General features: G+C 61.7%; 13 protein-coding genes and 1 pseudogene. 9 read left to right on the forward strand and 5 right to left on the reverse strand.

The features are described from left to right. A pseudogene (locus HJB82_RS30985) lies at positions 1-103 on the forward strand (IS110 family transposase); the annotation flags it as partial. 166 nt (positions 104-269) lie between these two features. Here HJB82_RS30985 and glyS read toward each other — a convergent pair. After that, positions 270-2,384, reverse strand: a complete 2,115-nt coding sequence (glyS, locus tag HJB82_RS30990; RefSeq protein ID WP_207583154.1) for a glycine--tRNA ligase subunit beta — start codon at positions 2,382-2,384, stop codon at positions 270-272. A 228-nt stretch (positions 2,385-2,612) separates the two neighbouring features. Here glyS and HJB82_RS30995 point away from each other — a divergent pair, with 228 nt between their 5' ends. From HJB82_RS30995 to ubiA, 5 genes are all read left to right on the forward strand, one after another. Continuing rightward, on the forward strand, positions 2,613-4,922 hold the full coding sequence (locus HJB82_RS30995; protein ID WP_221142344.1) for a Tex family protein: 2,310 nt from the start codon (positions 2,613-2,615) through the stop codon (positions 4,920-4,922). A 133-nt stretch (positions 4,923-5,055) separates the two neighbouring features. Further along, entirely contained in the window at positions 5,056-6,315 is a 1,260-nt protein-coding gene (locus HJB82_RS31000; protein ID WP_207583156.1) for a cyclopropane-fatty-acyl-phospholipid synthase family protein, read from the forward strand. 55 nt (positions 6,316-6,370) lie between these two features. Then, a complete protein-coding gene (locus HJB82_RS31005) occupies positions 6,371-6,952 on the forward strand; it encodes a histidine phosphatase family protein (RefSeq protein ID WP_221117826.1) in 582 nt (193 codons plus the stop codon). A 184-nt stretch (positions 6,953-7,136) separates the two neighbouring features. Continuing rightward, on the forward strand, positions 7,137-7,949 hold the full coding sequence (locus tag HJB82_RS31010; RefSeq protein ID WP_221142345.1) for a MipA/OmpV family protein: 813 nt from the start codon (positions 7,137-7,139) through the stop codon (positions 7,947-7,949). Positions 7,950-8,056: 107 nt separating this feature from the next. Further along, the gene (gene ubiA / locus HJB82_RS31015; protein WP_221142351.1) at positions 8,057-9,016 is read left to right on the forward strand and encodes a 4-hydroxybenzoate octaprenyltransferase; all 960 of its coding nucleotides are present in this window, start codon (positions 8,057-8,059) and stop codon (positions 9,014-9,016) included. A 94-nt stretch (positions 9,017-9,110) separates the two neighbouring features. On the opposite strand, the gene HJB82_RS31020 is transcribed toward ubiA, so the two are convergent. After that, the gene (locus tag HJB82_RS31020; RefSeq protein WP_221117825.1) at positions 9,111-9,677 is read right to left on the reverse strand and encodes a DUF6101 family protein; all 567 of its coding nucleotides are present in this window, start codon (positions 9,675-9,677) and stop codon (positions 9,111-9,113) included. 297 nt (positions 9,678-9,974) lie between these two features. Here HJB82_RS31020 and HJB82_RS31025 point away from each other — a divergent pair, with 297 nt between their 5' ends. After that, entirely contained in the window at positions 9,975-13,307 is a 3,333-nt protein-coding gene (locus HJB82_RS31025) for a DUF1217 domain-containing protein (protein WP_221142346.1), read from the forward strand. A gap of 9 nt (positions 13,308-13,316) precedes the next feature. Here HJB82_RS31025 and HJB82_RS31030 read toward each other — a convergent pair whose 3' ends face one another. From HJB82_RS31030 to HJB82_RS31040, 3 genes are all read right to left on the reverse strand, one after another. After that, positions 13,317-14,753 (reverse strand): FAD-binding oxidoreductase, encoded by a 1,437-nt coding sequence (locus HJB82_RS31030; protein ID WP_221142347.1) that lies wholly within the window; start codon positions 14,751-14,753, stop codon positions 13,317-13,319. A 19-nt stretch (positions 14,754-14,772) separates the two neighbouring features. Next, complete coding sequence (locus HJB82_RS31035) at positions 14,773-15,753, reverse strand: L-threonylcarbamoyladenylate synthase (RefSeq protein WP_221142348.1); 981 nt, start codon at positions 15,751-15,753, stop codon at positions 14,773-14,775. 93 nt (positions 15,754-15,846) lie between these two features. Further along, positions 15,847-16,455, reverse strand: a complete 609-nt coding sequence (locus HJB82_RS31040) for a DUF6656 family protein (RefSeq protein ID WP_207583167.1) — start codon at positions 16,453-16,455, stop codon at positions 15,847-15,849. 434 nt (positions 16,456-16,889) lie between these two features. Between HJB82_RS31040 and HJB82_RS31045 the strand changes: the two genes are divergently transcribed. Both HJB82_RS31045 and HJB82_RS31050 read left to right on the forward strand, forming a co-directional pair. Further along, a complete protein-coding gene (locus HJB82_RS31045; RefSeq protein ID WP_207584263.1) occupies positions 16,890-18,134 on the forward strand; it encodes an aromatic ring-hydroxylating dioxygenase subunit alpha in 1,245 nt (414 codons plus the stop codon). A 239-nt stretch (positions 18,135-18,373) separates the two neighbouring features. Further along, positions 18,374-18,883 carry a BA14K family protein gene (locus HJB82_RS31050; protein WP_221142349.1) on the forward strand — a complete coding sequence of 170 codons (510 nt, stop codon included), beginning with the start codon at positions 18,374-18,376 and terminating at the stop codon, positions 18,881-18,883. Positions 18,884-19,085: the final 202 nt, after the last annotated feature.

Raw genomic sequence — 19,085 nt, forward strand, 5'->3', positions numbered from 1 at the left:
GGCCGGCAAGCCCAAGATCGTCGCAACCGTCGCAACTATGCGCAAGCTGCTCACCATCCTCAATGCCATCATCAGGGACGGACGACCATGGCAAAACGCTTGACAAATAAGACAGTCGCTCTCCCCGCAGGCGGGGCGAAGGGGGACATGCCGCGACCTCTCCGTCCCCATCTACCCCTCGCGGGGCAAGTCCCCTCGCGCCGTTTACGGGGAGAGGGTTAGGGTGAGGGGCAGATTTCGGCTCTAACCGGACAGCCGAACCCCTGTTCTTACCCCGAGATCTTCGAAAAATCCGCGACCGTTCCCGTCGCCGCACGGATCAGCCGGAGCAAGGCGAGGCGGTTGGCGCGGATGGCGGCGTCCTCGTCGTTGACGAGAACCCCTTCAAAGAAGCGGTCGACCGGGCCGCGCAGCTTGGAAAGCGCCTCCATCGCCGAGCGGAAGTCCTCGCCGGCGACGGCGTTCGAAGCATCCTTAGAGGCGCCTGAAATCGCCGAAAACAGCTCCTTCTCGGCGTCGAGCTTCAGCAGCGCTGCCGAAACGCCATCGGCGATCACGGTGCCCTTCTTTTCCTCGGCAGCGAGCAGCTGCGTCGCCCGCTTGGTGCCGGCAAGCAGGTTTTTGCCATCCTCGGAGGTGATGAAGGCGGTCAGCGCTTCGACGCGGCGTGCCACCATCAACAGATCGTCGGCATCGGCTGTCAGCACGGCGTCGATGAGGTCGTAGCGGGCGCCCTGGTCGCGCAGATAGACCTTGAGACGGTCATGGAAGAAGGAGAGCAGATCGGCGTCCTTGGTCGTCGCCACCAGCGGCAGGCGGACCCTTCGCTCCAGCAGGATACGGACGACACCGAGTGCCGCACGCCGCAGTGCGAACGGATCCTTCGAGCCGGTCGGCTTTTCGTCGATCGCCCAGAAGCCGGTCAGCGTGTCGAGCTTGTCGGCAAGCGCAATGGTGATCGCCACCTTGTCCTCCGGCACGCGATCCGACGGACCCTGCGGCTTGTAATGGTCCTCGATCGCTGCGGCAACGGAGGCATCCTCACCCTGAAGCACCGCATATTTGCGGCCCATCAAGCCCTGCAGTTCCGGGAATTCGCCGACGGCTTCGGTGCGAAGATCGGCCTTGGCGAGCACCGCGGCGCGATCGGCGAGCGCCGCATCCGCGCCGATGATCTTGGCCAATTCCTTGGCCAGCGCCCGGATGCGCGAAACGCGCGCCCCCTGCGTGCCGAGTTTGGCATGGAAGGTCACGTCGAGCGCATCGAGCTTGGCCATGCGCTGGTCGAGCGGCTTCTTCAGGTCGAGATCGAATTTCTTTGCGGAAGCCTCAAGCGTCTCCAGATCCGGCAGGTCGCCCTGATCGCGCTTCCAGAAATGCAGCGCATCCGAAAGCCGGGCCCGCACCACCTTGCCGTTGCCGTGGACGATTTCCTTGCCGCCGTCGATCGCCTGGATATTGGCAACCAGGATGAACTTGTTCGACAGCGTTTCCTCACCCGGTTTGCGCGTGACGAAGCACTTCTGGTTGGTCTTGATCGTCAGCCGGATGATCTCGGAGGGGATGGAGAGATAGTCCTCCTCGAAGCTGCCCATCAGCACCTGCGGCCATTCGACGAGGCCGGAGACTTCCTCCAGCAGACCTTCGTCTTCTACCAGCTCCAGCCCATTGGCGAAGGCGATGTCGCGGGCGTCGTGCAGGATGATGTCCTTGCGCCGCTCGGCGTCGAGGATGACCTTGGCCCTCTCCAGGTTCGCCGCATAGTCGTCGAAGCGCCGCACGGTGATCGGCTCGGGCGCGTGGAAGCGATGGCCAAAGGTGATGTTGGAAGCGGTGATACCGTCGATCTCGAAGGGGATGACGGTGGTCTCCTCATGCTCCGGGCCGAAGGTGCAGACGATCGACTGCAGCGGCCGCACCCAGCGCAGCGCGCCGGGTCTCGTGGAGGCCTTGCCCCAGCGCATCGACTTCGGCCAGGGAAAATCGCGGATGATGCCGGGCATCACCTCGGCGACGATCTCTTCGGCCGCGCGGCCCGGCCTGGAGATGACCGCGACGTAGAAATCGCCCTTCTTCGGATCGCTCACCACCTGCGCCTCGGAGACCGACGAAAGGCCGGCGCCGCGCAGAAAGCCTTCGATCGCCTTCTCGTTGGCGTCGGTGCGCGGCCCCTTGCGCTCCTCGCGCACATCGGCCGAGCGCGCCGTCAGACCGTGAATGTCGAGCGCAAGCCGCCGCGGCGTCCAGTATTCGCGTGCGCCCTCATAGGACAGACCGGCTTCGACTAGCGCATCGGTGACGAGCTTCTTGAGGTCGCCGGCAGCCTTGCGCTGCATGCGGGCCGGAATCTCTTCGGAGCGGAGTTCGAGAAGAAGGTTTGGCATGTCGAATTTCCTTGGCCCCCGCGACAGGGGAGAGGTGGCAGGGGCGCCGGGTCAAAACGTTGCTTCTGCTAGCAAAAAATGGCGTATCTGCACAACCGCAAAATCGCCGCCTTTCCGGCATGCTTTCCTGTGGATCGGCACCTGTCTGTTAACTCCAACATTGCCTTGCCGCTTTTCGCCGCTATGGTCCCGCAACTTTCGTCGAAACAGGAAATCCCAGGAAACCTCATGGCCGCTGACCTCCGTTTTCTCGCAGCTCGCATCTCGGCCGAAATCAGCGCCCGTCCCGAACAGGCCAAAGCCGCCATCGAGCTGCTCGACGAGGGCGCCACCGTGCCCTTCATCGCCCGCTACCGCAAGGAAGTGACCGGCGGGCTGGATGACACGCAGCTGCGCAATCTTGCCGAACGGCTGGTCTATCTGCGCGAACTCGAAGCCCGCCGCGATACGATCGTCGAATCGATTGCGGGCCAGGGCAAGATGACCGATGAGCTGAGGGTGAAGGTGGCTGGTGCCGAGACCAAAGCCGAACTCGAAGACCTCTATCTGCCCTACAAGCCGAAGCGCCGCACCCGCGCCGAAATTGCCCGCGAACGCGGCCTCGGCCCGCTTGCCGAGACCATTCTTTCCGACCGCGGCCGGGAGCCGGCGGTGCTCGCCGAAGGCTTCATTACTGCTGACGTGCCCGATGTGAAGACGGCGCTCGAAGGCGCCCGCGACATCATCGCCGAAGGCATTGCTGAAAATGCCGACCTGCTCGGCAGATTGCGCGCCCATATGCGCCAGGCTTCGCTGCTGAAGGCCAGGGTCGTCGACGGCAAGCAGGCGACGGGCGAGAAGTTCTCCGATTATTTCGACCATTCCGAACGCTGGGCGACCGCCCCCGGCCACCGCGCGCTCGCCATGCTGCGCGGCTGGAATGAGGAGGTGCTGACGCTGACGATCGAGGCCGACGCCGAGACCGCCTCTCCGAACAAGCCGGTCGAACGCATGATTGCGTCAGCCTACGAGATCGGGGCGAGCCGCCCCGCCGACCGCTGGTTGATGGAGGTCGCAAGCTGGGCCTGGCGCGTCAAACTTTCCATGTCGCTCTCGCTCGACCTGATGCGCGAACTGCGCGGAAGGGCCGAAGAGGAGGCGATCCATGTCTTCGCCCGCAATCTCAAGGATCTGCTGTTGGCAGCCCCTGCCGGCTCGCGCGCGACGATGGGTCTCGATCCCGGCATCCGCACCGGCGTCAAGGTCGCCGTCGTCGACGGCACCGGCAAGGTGATCGCGACCTCGACCGTCTATCCCTTCCAGCCGAGGAACGACGTGCGCGGCGCCCAGGTCGAACTCGCATCGCTGATCCGCAAGCACAATGTCGAGCTGATCTCGATCGGCAACGGCACCGGTAGCCGCGAAACCGAAAAGCTGGTGGCCGACATGCTGGCCGAGTTGCCGGCGCCGAAGCCGACCAAGGTCATCGTTTCGGAAGCCGGCGCCTCGGTCTATTCCGCCTCGGCGACCGCAGCGGCGGAGTTTCCCGATCTCGACGTATCGTTGCGCGGCGCCGTCTCCATCGCCCGGCGCCTGCAGGATCCCTTGGCCGAACTGGTCAAGATCGAGCCGAAGTCGATCGGCGTCGGCCAGTATCAGCACGACGTCGACCAGCAAAAGCTGTCGCGCTCGCTGGATGCAGTGGTCGAAGACGCGGTCAACGCCGTCGGCGTCGATCTCAACACCGCCTCTGCGCCGCTGCTTTCCCGCGTCTCCGGTCTCGGCCCGTCGATTGCCGATGCCATTGTCCGCCACCGCGACAGCGAGGGCCGTTTCGAGACCCGGCGGGACCTCATGAAGGTCGCCAGGCTCGGCGGCCGCACCTTTGAGCAATGCGCCGGCTTCCTGCGCATCCCCAACGGCAAGGAGCCGCTCGACGCCTCCTCCGTGCATCCGGAGGCCTACGGCGTCGCCAAGAAGATCGTCGCCGCCTGCGGCCGTGATCTGCGCGCGTTGATGGGCGATAGTGCGGTGCTGAAATCGGTCGATCCGCGCCAGTTCATCGACGAGAAATTTGGTCTGCCAACGGTCAGGGACATCATCTCGGAGCTGGAAAAGCCGGGTCGCGACCCGCGTCCGAGTTTCAAGACCGCGACCTTCGCCGAGGGCATCAACGAAATTTCCGACCTCAAGCCCGGCATGGTGCTGGAAGGCACGGTGACCAATGTCGCCGCCTTCGGCGCCTTCGTCGATATCGGTGTGCACCAGGATGGTCTGGTGCATCTGTCGCAGCTTGCCGATCGCTTTGTCAAGGATCCCCACGAGGTCGTCAAGGCGGGTGACGTCGTCAAGGTGCGGGTCGTCGAGGTCGATGCCAAGCGCAAGCGGATCGCTCTCTCGATGAAACGCGACGACGGTTCTTCGGCACCTGCGCAGCGGGGTGATTCTCGCGGAAACCAGGCTTCCAAACCCCAGAACGAGCGCCGTCCTGCGGCCCCGAAACCGGAAAGCCAGGGTGCTTTCGGCGCGGCTCTTGCCGAAGCCATGAAGCGAAAATAAGAGTTTAGCCGGTATTTCGGCAAAAATGCAACAGTTTGGCAACGTTCTGAGCGGAGTGCTAAATCCGGCGCTTGTAAGGCGAAAGAGAGCGACTAAGTTGATGTGACCATTCTGTCACATTTGCGAGGCGTCCATGGCGTCGGCTTTCCTATCGATCGTCCAGCAGATCATCCGCAAGGGTTCGTTGAAACTTACCCTTGCCAATGGCGAAACCCACATGATCGGCGACGGCACCGGTGAATCCGTCGCTGCCCGTCTTGCCGATCAGGAGGCCGAGGACGCCATCCGGCGCGACCCGACAATGAAGCTTGGCGAAATGTATATGCAAGGCCGGTTCATTCTCGAACAGGGCAACATTTACGATTTCCTGTCGCTGGTGAAGCAGAACACCACCAACGAGATCTTCGATTTCAAGATGGCAATGTTGCTCGTTGGCCGCATTGCCTGGCAGCAGGTGAAGAGCCGCATGCCTGGCAATCGCAACAAGCACAACGTCGCCCATCACTACGACCTGTCGGCCAAACTTTTCGATCTGTTCCTCGACGAGGACTGGCAATATTCATGCGCCTATTTCGAACCACCAGACATCGGTCTCGACGAGGCGCAGCTTGCCAAGAAACGCCATATCGCCGCCAAGCTTCTGCTCGAGCCGAACCAGCGCATCCTGGAGATCGGCTCCGGCTGGGGCGGTATGGGCATGTATCTGACGGAAGCGACCGAAGGAGCCGATTTCACCGGCATCACGCTGAGCGAAGAGCAGCTCAAGGTCTCACGCGGCCGCGCCGAAAAGCGCGGTCTGTCCGAGCGTGTGCGTTTCGAGCTGCAGGACTACCGCACCATGACGGGCAGGAAATTCGACCGCATCGTTTCGGTCGGCATGTTCGAACATGTCGGTATCGGCAATTACGGCAATTTCTTTCGCAAGGTATCGGACCTGCTCGACGACAACGGCGTCATGGTGCTGCATTCGATCGGCCGTCCGAAGCCGAGCTTCGGCACCAATGCCTTCATCGAGCGCTACATCTTCCCGGGCGGCTATATCCCTTCCGTCGGCGAAGTCGTGCCGCCGCTCGAAAAGGCCGGGCTGCTGGTCAAGGATGTCGAAATCCTGCCGATGCATTATGCCTATACGCTGCGCCATTGGCGCGAGCGTTTCGTGGCGCGCAAGGCCGAAGCGGTGGCGCTTTACGACGAGCAGTTCTTCCGCATGTGGGAATTCTATCTGGCCGGTTCCGAAATCGGTTTCCGCTGGGACGAACTCTTCATCCTGCAGATCCAGATCGCCAAGAACCAATTCGCCGTTCCCGACAACCGCAATTACATCGCGCGGAACGAGGCCAAGCTGAAGGAATTCGAGGCAAGGCGCGCACCGCTGGAAAAGGTGGCGTTCTGAGCGGCAGCACTTGTGCCGGTCACAATGAAAGCCGGCCACAATGAAAGGACTGCGGATGAGCAGTGCGTTTCCCGAAATCTATCTCGTCCGCCATGGCGAAACCGAATGGAGCCTGTCCGGGCGCCATACCGGACGCAGCGATATTCCGCTGACGGCGAACGGCGAGGACGCCGCCGGCAAACTTGCCGAACGGCTCGCCGGTCACGCCTTCTCCGCCGTCTGGTCGAGCCCCTCGGCGCGGGCCCGCAAGACCTGCGTGCTTGCCGGTTTCGGGCCGGGCGCAGTGATCAAGGAGGATCTCGCCGAATGGGATTACGGTGCTTATGAAGGCATCACCACCAAGGCGATCCTGGCTGAGCGCCCCGGCTGGCAGCTCTTTCGCGACGGCTGCCCGAATGGAGAGTTCGCCACCGATGTCGGCGCCCGCGCCGACGCAATCATCCATGCGCTTCGCCAAGCGGCTGGCACCATCCTGATCTTCTCCAGCTCGCATTTCCTGCGCGTGCTCGCCGCCCGCTGGCTCGGCCTGCCGCCGGAAGGCGGCGCCCATTTCGTGCTCGATACGGCTTCTATCAGCGTGCTCGGTTACGAACACGATCTGACGGAGCCGGTCATTCGCCGGTGGAACCAGAGGTAGGGCATCTGGGGGGAGCGGGTTTGCGGAATTCGATAGCAGATGCCATCAGCCGTGTGGGCCACACGGCACGACTCCCATTAGCGTCCTTTGTTCACCGTGGTTAACATTGGGGTAACGACCTCGCGATAAGTGTAGCCATCGCCGCCCTCCGCGGCTTTGTTTTTGCGTTTTCTGGAGTGCGGACGTGTCTCATCGGTCAGTCGTATCGATCTCTTTGGCTATTGGCCTTTTTTCCTTTGGTTCGGCGGCGGCGCAGGAAAGCGGCCAGCATTTCTGGTCCGGCGACTGGTATCTGAGCGTCGGTGTCGCAGGCTTCTCCGCCCCGAAATTCGAGGGCTCGTCGCATAATGAATTCAAGTTCAGCCCGCTGATCTCGGTCGGCCGCCAAGGCGCCGGCCCGCGTTTTTCCTCGCGCAACGACAATCCGTCCTTCGCCCTCATCGACAAGGGCGCCTTCCGCGCTGGTATCGTCGGCAGGTTCGTGCCGTCGCGCGATGACGGCGACGGCCATGAGCTGAAGGGCTTGAAGAAGGTCAAGTGGGGTGCCGAAGCCGGTGGTTTCGTCGAAGTCTATCCGACCGATTTCTTGCGCGCCCGTGCCGAAGTCCGTCAGGGCATCCGCTCATACGACGGCGTCGTCGCCGATCTCGCGGTCGATGCCTTCACCGATATCGCGCCCGACCTGCAGCTGTCAGGCGGCCCGCGCGCGACATTTGCGACAAGCGGCTATTACGACGCCTATTACGGCGTCAGCGCCAAGCACGCCGCCGCAAGCGGCCTTGATCCCTACAAGCCATCGTCGGGCATCCAGTCCTATGGCGCGGGTGCCGCCCTGACCTGGAAGGCGACCGAAAACCTCTCGGCAAGCTCCTTCCTCGAATATAAGCGGCTGGCTGGTCCCGCCGCCGACAGCAGCCTGGTGCGAGACCGCGGTTCGAAGAACCAGGTCCTGATCGGCGTCTCGGCGACCTACAAGTTCAATTTCTCCCTGCGGTGATCCAATGCATGTCGCCCGGAAGTGTGTAGCGGTTCCGGGATAACGACATGCATGAGACAAAGAGATCGCTTCTTGACCGGATCGCCGGCCGGTCGCTAGATGGCGGCATGCAAGATACCGGCGACTTCAACGATCGCGTTTCCGACGCACCTTCCGACAACTGGGTCTATCGGATCCTGCCGCAGTGGCTCTGGCCTTGTGCCCAGCTTGCGCGGTGGGATCGCCCGATCGGCTGGCAGTTGTTGATGTGGCCGTGTTTCTGGTCGGCAACCCTTGCCGCCAATGCGGCGATCGGCGAGGGCCTCTATTCCGGCAGTCTGCTGGTGTCTCACCTTTTGCTCTATTTCATCGGCGCGGTCGCCATGCGCGGCGCCGGCTGCACCTATAACGATCTCGTCGATCACGAAATCGACATGGAAGTGGCGCGCACCCGTTCGCGTCCGCTCCCCTCGGGCCGCGTTACGCGCGCCCACGCGAAGATCTTCATCGGCCTGCAGGCGCTGGTCGGCCTCGTCGTGCTCTTGCAGTTCAACTGGCTGACCGTTTTCCTCGGCGTGCTTTCGCTCGGGATCGTAGCGTTTTATCCCTTCGCCAAACGGTTTACCGACTGGCCGCAATTCTATCTGGGGCTTGCCTTCTCCTGGGGCGCGCTGATGGGCTGGGCCGGCATTTTGGGCGGCCTCTCCTTTGCCGCCATCCTGCTCTACGCCGCCTCCGTCGCCTGGACGATCGGTTACGACACGATTTACGCCCATCAGGACAAGGAGGACGACGAACTGATCGGCGTCCGCTCCACCGCGCGGCTGTTCGGCGACAGGACGAGGCAATGGCTGATCGGCCTTTATGGACTGACGCTGGTGCTGATGTTTATCGCTTTCGTTCTTGCCGGCGCCAATATCATCGCGTTCCTGGCGCTGCTCGGGGCCGCCGGCATGTTCGCCTGGCAGATCCTCCGCCTCGATATCGATGATGCCGGCCAATGCCTGGCGCTCTTCAAGTCGAACAATCGCGTCGGCCTGATCATCTTTTTCGGCTTGTTCATCTCGCTGCTCTTCGCCATTCCCTGAATGGGGCGATGACTTCAGCGATGCATGAAACGATAAACCCGGCGCAGGCGCCGGGTTTCAAAATGCTTGCAAAAACCGAGTGTCGCTATTTCGCTCAATTGCGGGCGATGATTTCCTTGCCCTCGATCTTCATGGCGACACCCAGCCGACCGGTGGTGCGGCGCACGAGGAAGCGCGGGCGCCGGTTGGCGAAGTAGGAATGACGGCGGCGCGGCTTGAGATCGCTGGTGCGCAAGGCACCAATATGGTCTTCGAGCGGACGGGCGACGCCGTCGGCCTCGACCATCAGCATCGGAATGCGGAAGGCTTCGGACCAGCTGCGCCAGTCGGCGGCGATATCGCTGAGGTCATGGGCGACGAGCAGCGGAATGCAAAGGTCCGGATCGGCGTGGTGAAGCTCGAGAGTGACGGTGACTTCGCCGTCGCCATGGTCGATGGCGCGGGCAGCGACGCCCTTGAAGACGCGCTTCGGCAGGGCAATCGAGAGCGGCAGGCCGCTGGAAGGGAGGACCTTGCGCAGCACCGCGCCGCGTTCGTCTATGGTGATGTTGACGTCATCCGAACAATCGTGGATGGCGTAGCTGACCTGCTGGGGAAAGCGGGCCGGATCGAGGCGTAACGTCGTGCCAGCCCAGGCGGGCTTCATTGCGGGATTGTTCATGTCATTCTACCCTTGTCTTACCTGAGAGCCGATTTCCGGTCTTCTCCTTGGGACTTTTCGTCCTCTATGGCCGACAATAGGGGCCTGCCGTTCCGTACAGCTTAAAAATTGCGGTTAAGAAAACTTTGCCTCCTCTGATGGTTATCAAAACCGAATCCGGCAGGGTTTCCGGAAGGTGAACGGTGTGGTGTGCTGATATGATGCATCCTGAGGTAAGCCTCAGGTAAGCTTTCCGTGGCAAAATATGCTTACCAGCAGTTCGTTCTTTTAGAGAGTTTGCCGAAAAGGGCGCTTTTAATGATCACGGCTTCCCTCGCTTACACGATCCTGTCGAAGGATATGACGTCGAGCCTCAACAAGGTTGCGTCGCAGGCGACGGTCAAAAAGGACGCTCAGTACTACGCCGACCATATCAACAAGGTCACATCGGTCGACGACTTTCTCGGCGATTACAAGCTCTACAGCTATGCGATGAAGGCCTATGGTCTGGAGGATATGACCTACGCCAAGGCCTTCATGAAGAAGGTGCTCGAAAGCGATCTCACCGACGCCAACAGCTACGCCAACAAGCTTTCTGATACGCGTTATCGCGAATTTGCCTCCGCCTTCAATTTCAATGCGCCTGCCAAGGATGTGCAGACGGACGCGCAGGAGGACGATCTCATCGGCCTCTACAAGCAGTCCTTCGTCGATGCCGACAAGGCGGCGAGCACCGAGAGCACCTATTACAACAACAATATCGATAGCGTGCAGACGGTCGACGATCTGGTCAACAACACGCGGCTGCGCACCTATGTACTGACGACTTTCAAAATCGATCCCACCTATGCGTCGAAGGATTTTCTGCGCCAGGTGCTGACGAGCGATCTCAGCGACCCCACGAGCGTCGTCAACACGCAAGGTGGCGACAAGTACAAGGCGCTTGCCGCCCAGTTCAGCTTCAACGCCGACGGCACAGTCACCGGCACGGCGCAGACGGCGGCGCAGAAGGCGTCGGTCGTCGAGACCTACACGCTGAATTCCCAATCGGTGATCATCGACAATTCGGTCGGCTCCGACGTCTACTATGTCGGCAAGACGGCGGCTGACTACAACAAGGCCTATTATACCGCCAAGATCGGCACGATCACCAATGTCGACGATCTGGTCGCCGACAAACGCCTGACCTCCTACATCACGACGGCCTACAGCATGGGCGCCGACTTTACCGCGGCAGCGTTGCGCACGGTGCTGACCGACCCCGGTTATGCCCAGCTGATGGGCTTTACCAATGTCTACAACGCCTTCAACTTCAAGGCGGACGGGTCGACCTTGAGCACGGCGCGCGTCCAGACGGTTGATCAGGCGAACAAGCTGTCATCGGCAGCGTCGAGCACCGCCAACTATTATAATGTGACCTCGCAATCGAGCGGCATCACCAATGTCGACGACCTGCTCGCCGACAATGTGCTGGCGCGTTCCATCAAGGATGCCTATGGGCTTGGCACCAATTTCAGCAATGCCGACCTGAAGAATATCCTGACGGATTCGGCCTATGCCGCGGCCCAGGGCCATGCCGGTCTCAATGCCGACTTCAATTTCCAGGCGGATGGTTCGATCAATGGTTCGGTGATCCAGACCGCGGCGCAGCGGAAATCGACGACCGACAAGTTGGCGGCGAACGCAGCGCATTTCAACAGCATAATCGGCAATGTCACCAATGTCGATAACATCATGTCCGATACTGTCGCAGTCAGCTATCTCAGAAACAGCATGCAGATCGCCGACAGCGTCTCGGATGCGACGTTGAGGACGTTCCTCGTCGACCCTGCGGCTGCCAGCGCCCAGGGCTACAGCGACGTTAACAACCTCTTCAATTTCAAGGCCGACGGTTCGGTCGCGACGCTTTATGCCTCGCAGAGCGCGACGCAAAGCGCCAGCACTGCCAGCAAGGCCAATGATGCGGCCGTCTATTACCAGGCGACCATCGCCGGCATCTCAAACGTCGATCAGTTGCTGTCGGATCAGAAGCTGAACAATTTCGTGCGCAACGCCTTCGGCATCCCGTCCACCGTCACCGACGTCGCTCTTCGCAATATCCTGACCGATCAGAGCGGCACCGGCACCTATGCCGATGTTGCCGCCGCCTTCAACTTCAAGGCGGATGGCACGCTCGAGGACGGCATGCAGGCGCAGACGGCGGCACAGATCACCAACACGAAAATTGCCGCCGGAGCCCGCACCGACGATTATTCCGCCCGGATGGCGACAATCGGCAATGTCGACGATCTCATCGCCGATGACGCCATCACCAATTTCCTGAAGAGCACCTACAATCTGCCATCGGCTACCTCGAACGCTGATCTGAAGAGCATTTTGACCGATGCGACCGCCGCCGCCGCCGGCCACGCCGATCTCAATGCCGACTTCAACTTCGCCGCCGACGGATCGCTCCCGGTCGTCAGCTCGGTCCAGACGGCCGATCAGGCGCAAACCACCAATGACAATTATATGGCGCGCTATGACGACGAGCGCGACGAGGCGATCGACGAAGTCACCTCCAATTACACGAGCATGATGGCCGATAGCACCAGCCTGCTCGATTTCTCCGAGATCAAGAGCGTCAACGATTTCCTGCGCAGCAATTCCTCGGCCGATTTCAAGAAAAGCAACGACAAGCTGCCGGATCCCTACCATGTGGCGCTGCAGGCTTTCGGTCTGACCGACCAGGAGGTGCCGCGCTCGATGATGCGCAAGATCCTGACGAGCGATGCATACGACCCGAAAGGCTATATCGCCTCGCTGAAGGACGAACGCATCACCAACCTTGCCCGCGCCTTCAACTTCGGCCCCGACGGCAAGGCGGCGTCACCCTTCCAGGCGCTTCCCGATGCGACGTTGGCCAAATACGCCACCGATTATAAGGCGCATGTCACCATGCTGTTGAAGGCCGGCCCGTTAAAGGACAAGGCATCGAAGGACGCGACGACCGAGGTGGATTACTTCGCCAAGGGCATGGCGAAGGTGAAGTCGCTCGACGATTTCCTCGACGACAGCCGCCTGACGAATCTGGTGCTGAAAGCCAACAACCTCGACCCGAAGGATTACGACAAGGCGACACTGAAGAAGATCTTCACCTCCGATCCCGACGACAAGAAGAGTTATCTGAACACCAAGGCCGATGCGCGCTTCAAGGATATCGTCGCCGCTTTCAACTTCGACAAGGACGGCAATCTCACCCGCGCCAAGGTAGGCACTATCCAGAACAAGGCTGCCGAAGACCACACCCAGAAGCTTTTCGTCCAGCAGACGATGGAAGCCCAGCAGGGCGAAAGCAATGACGGCGTCCGCCTGGCGCTCTATTTCAGCCGCAAGGCCCCGAACATCACCTCGATCTATTCGATCCTCGGCGACAAGGCGCTCTATCAGGTGATCACCACCGCCTACAGCTTGCCTTCGCAGATCTCGGGCATGGATGTCGCCAAGCAGGCCGACCTCATCAACCGCTTCGTCAAGCTCGAGGATCTCCAGGATCCGAAGAAGGTCGACAAGCTGCTGCGGCGCTTCACCGCCATGTACGACGTCAAGAACAGCACGCAGCAGTCGCCGGCGCTGCAGATCCTGACCGGCGGCGGCACGCAGCAATCCTGACCGTCGGTCTCACACGTCGAGACTGACCACCTTTCCAGGGTTCATGATGTTGGCGGGGTCGAAGGCGCGTTTGATGCGGCGCATCAGCTCGATTTCGATTGCCGGGCGGATGGCAGCCAGTTCGTCGCGCTTCAGCTGTCCGATGCCGTGCTCGGCCGAGATCGAGCCGCCGTGAGCAATTACCAGCCCATGAACGATGTGGTTCATCTCGTGCCAGCGGGCGATGAAGGCGTCCTTGTCGGCACCGACCGGCTGGGAAATATTGTAATGGATATTGCCGTCGCCCATATGGCCGAAAGCGCAGATGCGGGCTCCGGGCATTGCCGCCATCACCGCTTCTTCGGCCTCGGCCATGAAATGCGGAACCTTCGACACCGGCACGGAAACATCGTGCTTGATCGACCCGCCTTCCGGCTTCTGGGCATCCGACATGCTTTCGCGCATGTGCCAGATGGCCTTCTGCTGGGCGACCGATGAAGCGATCGCCGCATCGAGCACCAGCCCGGCCTCGAAGCCTTGTTCCAGGACGCCGTTCATCATCCGCTCCGCCGTCTCGGCCGAGTCCGACGTGGAGATGTCGATCAGCACATACCAGGGATAGGGCGCTTCCAGCGGATCGCGCACGCCGTCGATGTGGCGCGTGGTGATGTCGACGCCGAAACGCGGCATCAGCTCGAAACCGGTGAGCGAGGCGCCGCAGAGGCTGGAGGCGAGATCGAACAGACCAAGCGCATCCTCCACCGAATTCAGACCGGCGAATGCCACCTGATGGCCGAGCGGCTGGGGAAACAGCTTCAGCACCGCGCCGGTGATGATGCCGAGCGTGCCTTCGGCACCGATGAAAAGGTCGCGCAGGTCGTAGCCGGTATTGTCCTTCTTCAGGCGGCGTAAGCCGTCCCAGATCTCGCCGGTCGGCAGCACCACTTCGAGGCCGAGACAGAGCTGGCGCATATTGCCGTAGGCAAGCACGGCCGTGCCGCCGGCATTGGTGGAAAGATTGCCGCCGATGCGGCAGGAGCCCTCCGAGCCGAGCGACAGCGGAAACAGCCGCCCATGCGCCTCGGCCGCCTGCTGCACTTCGGCCAGGATGGCGCCGCCGTCGGCCACCAGCACGTTCGCCACCGGATCGATATCGCGGATCTTGTTCATGCGTTCGAGCGACAGGATGATATCGGACTTGCCCTCACGCGGCGTCTGGCCGCCGACCAGGCCGGTATTGCCGGTCTGTGGCACGATCGCCGCTCCGGTCTCCGTCGCAAGTTTCATGATTGCCGAGACTTCTTCGACAGAGCCGGGCTTCAGGAGGAGAGGGGAGGAACCGTGATAGAGCCCGCGGTTCTCGATCAGATGCAGCGCCAGATCGGCCTCGCTGGCAAGCGCGTATTTGTCGCCGACGATGGCGGCGAAGCGGTCGAGAAGTTCGGCGGAAATGCTGGGGCTGCTCATCGGGTTCGATCCTCCGTCATTATTTCAAGTCGCGGGGTGCAGCTGCCCGCTGCAGGCGGTCGTTGATCGCTTCGCCCAACCCCTCCTCGGGGATGGCCGAAAAGGCAATGCTCGAAGCCCCGCTGGCATCGGCCCGCTTCATGTAGTCGAAAAGATTGGCCGCCGCCTCGGCAAGGTCGCCCTGCGGGCTGAGATCGAGGACGATCCGGGCGCCGTTTGCGCCGGAGACCGCCGCGCCGCCGAAGGCGATCAGCGCTTCGCCGGGTTCGACCGTCGTCGCATTGAGGCGCACCGACGCGCCTGGCGCGTAGTGCGAGGCGAGCATGCCAGGCGCCTCGATCGCCGCCGATGCCGTTTTCGCCCGCAGCAGCGGCCGGCCTGCGACGCGCTCGATCTCGCGTGCCGCCAGACCGCCGGGGCGAAGCAGCCTTACCCGGTCGCCCTCCACCTTGACGATCGTCGATTCGACGCCGACAGCGCTTGGGCCCGCATCGAGGATCAACGGGATCTTCGCCCCAAGATCGGCCTCGACATGGGCGGCACTCGTTGCGCTGATCGCGCCTGACGTATTGGCGCTGGGGGCTGCGAGCGGCCGCCCGAAGGCGCCGATCACCGCGCCTGCAAAACCCTTCGGCACGCGGATGCCAACGCTGTCGAGCCCGGCGGTCGCCAGCGAATGGATCGGGCTTTCGGTCTTCAGCGGCAGCACGAGGGTCAGCGGGCCGGGCCAGAAGGCGGCGGCGAGAGCCCTCGACATCGGATCGAATTCGGCGTGCTCTTCGGCCATGGCGAGATCGGCCATATGGCAGATCAGCGGGTTGAAGCGCGGCCGTCCCTTTGTCTCATAGATGCGGGTGATCGCCGCCGGATTGGTGGCGTCGGCGGCAAGGCCGTAGACCGTCTCGGTCGGAATGGCGATGGCAAAGCCGTCGGCAAGAGCGGCGCAGGCCGCCTCAAGCGCTGCCTGCCTGTCTGCCTCAATGTCGATCGTGCGTGCCATGTGCTGCCTGGTGCTTCAGTTCCGGCAGTCATTAGGCTTTCCGCTCTTCGCGATCAATCGCGTTGTTGGCCTCACGCTTCGATGCGATGCGCTTTATAGCTGGCGGATGATTTCGCGCAGCTGTTCGTTGCGGGCGCCGAGCAGCAGGATGTTGCGGATCGCTGCCTGCGGATCATGGGTGCGGAAGAGCAGGCCGTTGCCGCGCACTGACCGGTCGATGCTCATTTTTTCCTGGGAGTGCTCGCCGGGTTTGATCGCGACGGCGAAATACATGCGGGAATAGCCGACATCGATGCGTTCGAAGAAATTGTCGTTCTGGCCGATGTCGGAATAGAAATTGGCGATGTAGAAGGCCCAGCTCACGTCTTCGTAATGCGCGAACTTCGTCCGCGCAGCGGTGACGTGGCAATAACCGAGATGCGGGCTGTCCTCCAGCGTCCGGTGAAAGATCATCTTCGGAAACTGGATCGAGTGGTGAAAGCCGTTGATGTGCTGATGCGTCTTTTCGCCGGCCACCTGCAGCTTGCGGCCAGTCTTTTCGGCGACCTCATCATGGGTGAAATAGCGCTTTTCCTCGGCCAGCCAGTGCCGCCGCTCGCGCGGTATCCGGCCGGTGCGCAGGAATTCGGAATGCGCGGCAATCGGCTGCCGCTCTTGCAATCTGCTTGCATCTTTCGCGTCGAAATAACGGAGTCTGGCCATGGTTCGCGTTCTTCGCTCGGTCTGAATCAACGGCAGGATAGGGTGGCATGCTTAAGGCGATGTTAAAATCGCCCGGCGGCCGGCCGGCCAGAGACCTAAATGCCGGCAGCTGTCGCAAACGCGATGGACGCCGATATCACCCAGCGAACCTCTTTGCGCAACGGCCCTTTACGCCATGTCGCAATTGACGATAATCGCCTGGAGAGTCGGACGAATGTCAGCGACTGGGATCAGTAGCTTTTGGCTTGCCGCACCCTGTCGTCAATTTCGAAGCCGATGTCGCATTACAACCAAGCGGCAGGGATGCCAGGTGATTAAATGGGCCCAGGTGATTAAATGGCGCCATGAACAATTCCCCCGAAGGAGAAGGAAGCGGGCGCGCTTCCGCCGGCCTTCTGCTCGAGGGTGGCAACCGGGTGCACGAGGACATGAAGATGGATATTCGCAGCAACGTTTTGCGTCAGCTCAAGGGCCGTCGTGAGGGCTTCAGCCTCGAACGGCCGTTTTATATCGACGAGGATTATTTCCAGCTCGACATGGAGATGATCTATTATCGCGACTGGCTGTTCATCGGCCATGATTGCGAATTGCCGAAGCCCGGCGCCTATTTCACCGTCCAGATCGGCAGCTATCCGGTCGTCGTCGTCCGTGGCCGCGACAATGTCATCCGCGCCTTCCACAACAGCTGTCGTCATCGCGGCTCGCGCGTCTGCACCAAGGAGCACGGCTCTTCCGTGCGTCTCGTCTGCCCCTACCATCAGTGGACCTATGATCTTGAAGGCAAGCTCGCCTTCGCCCGCCACATGGGCGATGATTTCGATAAGACCGGCTTCAACCTGAAGCCCGTCCATTGCGAAATCGTCGCGGGCTATGTCTTCATCTGCCTTGCCGATACCGCCCCGGACTTCCAGCCGGTGCGCGACAAGATCGAGCCCTATGTCGCGCCGCACCGGATCAGCGAGAGCAAGGTCGCCTTCCAGAGCACGATCATCGAGAAGGGCAACTGGAAGCTTGTCTGGGAAAATAATCGCGAGTGTTATCACTGCGCCGCCAATCACCCCGAGCTTTGCCGCACCTATCCCGAAGCCCCGAGTGTCACCGGCACGGATGGCGGCGCCGACGATCCCGAGATCGCCGGCCATTGGGCGCGCTGCGAGGCCGCCGGCCTGCCGAGCAAGTTCCAGATGTCGCCGGACGGTCAGTTCCGCACCGCCCGCATGCCGCTGATCGAGGACGCCGAGAGCTACACCATGTCGGGCAAGAGCGCCGTCAAGCGTCCGCTCGCCGACGATATCTCGATCAGCCATATCGGCACCATGCTGCTCTTCCACTACCCAACGACGTGGAACCACCTATTGGGCGACCACGCCATCTCCTTCCGGGTGCTGCCGCTCAGCGCCAATGAGACGGCGGTGACGACAAAGTGGCTGGTCCACAAGGACGCGGTCGAAGGCGTGGATTACAATCTCGAGGAACTGACCCACGTCTGGACCGAGACCAACGACCAAGATCGCCGCATCGTAGAAGAGAACGCCTTCGGCATCCACTCGCCTGCCTATGAACCAGGCCCCTATTCCTCCCTGCACGAGGGCGGTGTCATGCAGTTCCTCGAATGGTATTCCAACTTCATGGTGAACCGCCTGCAGGGCGACCAGGCGAAAATCTCCGCCGTGGCGTAACATTTCGCCCGGAACTGTGCAGCGGTTCCGGGATAACGACATACATAAGACAAAGGACTAAAGCGCGTCCCGGCCGCAATTCCGGGCGCCGTTATCGAGGGCGGCCTCGCGGTTAATGCCCGGTTCAGATCGATTTCTTTAAAGATACGAAAGCAGCCGGCCCCCGGCCGCTTTCGGAACCATTCGGGCACGAAAGCGTTGCTAAACAGGCGGTTATCGCTGTTGAATGGGAGAGAAGAATGTTCGGTTTGAGTAACAAGATCGCGACCGCAGTTCTGGCTGCCGCCGTCGTTCTGACAGGCTTCGTGCCGTCGCAGGCAGTCCAGATGCCAACCGCCCCGCAGGTGGAAAAATCCTCCGCCGTCGAGAACGTCCAATACCGCCGCTACTATCGTCCCGGTTATGGGTCGGGCGGCTACTACCGCCCCGGCTATCGGCCGGGCGCCTATTATCGGCCGGGCTACGGCGGCGGCTACCGCCCCGGCTATTACGGTGGCTATCGCGGATACAGCTATTACCGTCCGGGCTATCGCCACTACAACGGCTACTGGTATCCGCTCGCCGCCTTCGGCGCCGGCGCGGTCATCGGCGGCGCCATTGTCGCGCAACCGCGTTACGTCGAGCCTGCGCCCAGCATGGGTTCAGGCCATGTCGCCTGGTGCGCCAACCGATATCGGTCCTATCGCGCCTACGACAACACGTTCCAACCCTATAACGGCCCGCGTCAGCAGTGCTATTCGCCGCAATGAGGCCGGAATAGGAAGTGGGCATTGCCCTCACGCTAACCCTCTCCCCGTAAAAAACGGAGAGAGGGGACGTGGCAAACGTGGCGTCGCGCGGCCGTCCATTCGGCTTTCTCGGCAAGGTTGACCAAGCCGAGTCCCCACGCCGGCCCGTACCAGCCGCCGCGCAGGGACCTGCCCATGCAGCGGAACGAGAGGGCGGTGGCGT

The organism is Rhizobium sp. NZLR10 (assembly GCF_019685125.1).
In the GTDB taxonomy this organism is placed as follows: domain Bacteria; phylum Pseudomonadota; class Alphaproteobacteria; order Rhizobiales; family Rhizobiaceae; genus Rhizobium.

Bases quoted from the DNA above. Each gene is read 5' to 3' on its own strand.
- HJB82_RS31035 (WP_221142348.1), bottom strand. From the start codon at position 15,753: ATGGCACGCACGATCGACATTGAGGCAGACAGGCAGGCAGCGCTTGAG.
- HJB82_RS31045 (WP_207584263.1), top strand. From the start codon at position 16,890: ATGGATATTCGCAGCAACGTTTTGCGTCAGCTCAAGGGCCGTCGTGAG.
- HJB82_RS31050 (WP_221142349.1), top strand. From the start codon at position 18,374: ATGTTCGGTTTGAGTAACAAGATCGCGACCGCAGTTCTGGCTGCCGCC.
- HJB82_RS30995 (WP_221142344.1), top strand. From the start codon at position 2,613: ATGGCCGCTGACCTCCGTTTTCTCGCAGCTCGCATCTCGGCCGAAATC.
- HJB82_RS31000 (WP_207583156.1), top strand. From the start codon at position 5,056: ATGGCGTCGGCTTTCCTATCGATCGTCCAGCAGATCATCCGCAAGGGT.
- glyS (WP_207583154.1), bottom strand. From the start codon at position 2,384: ATGCCAAACCTTCTTCTCGAACTCCGCTCCGAAGAGATTCCGGCCCGC.
- ubiA (WP_221142351.1), top strand. From the start codon at position 8,057: ATGCAAGATACCGGCGACTTCAACGATCGCGTTTCCGACGCACCTTCC.
- HJB82_RS31020 (WP_221117825.1), bottom strand. From the start codon at position 9,677: ATGAACAATCCCGCAATGAAGCCCGCCTGGGCTGGCACGACGTTACGC.
- HJB82_RS31025 (WP_221142346.1), top strand. From the start codon at position 9,975: ATGATCACGGCTTCCCTCGCTTACACGATCCTGTCGAAGGATATGACG.
- HJB82_RS31005 (WP_221117826.1), top strand. From the start codon at position 6,371: ATGAGCAGTGCGTTTCCCGAAATCTATCTCGTCCGCCATGGCGAAACC.
- HJB82_RS31040 (WP_207583167.1), bottom strand. From the start codon at position 16,455: ATGGCCAGACTCCGTTATTTCGACGCGAAAGATGCAAGCAGATTGCAA.
- HJB82_RS31030 (WP_221142347.1), bottom strand. From the start codon at position 14,753: ATGAGCAGCCCCAGCATTTCCGCCGAACTTCTCGACCGCTTCGCCGCC.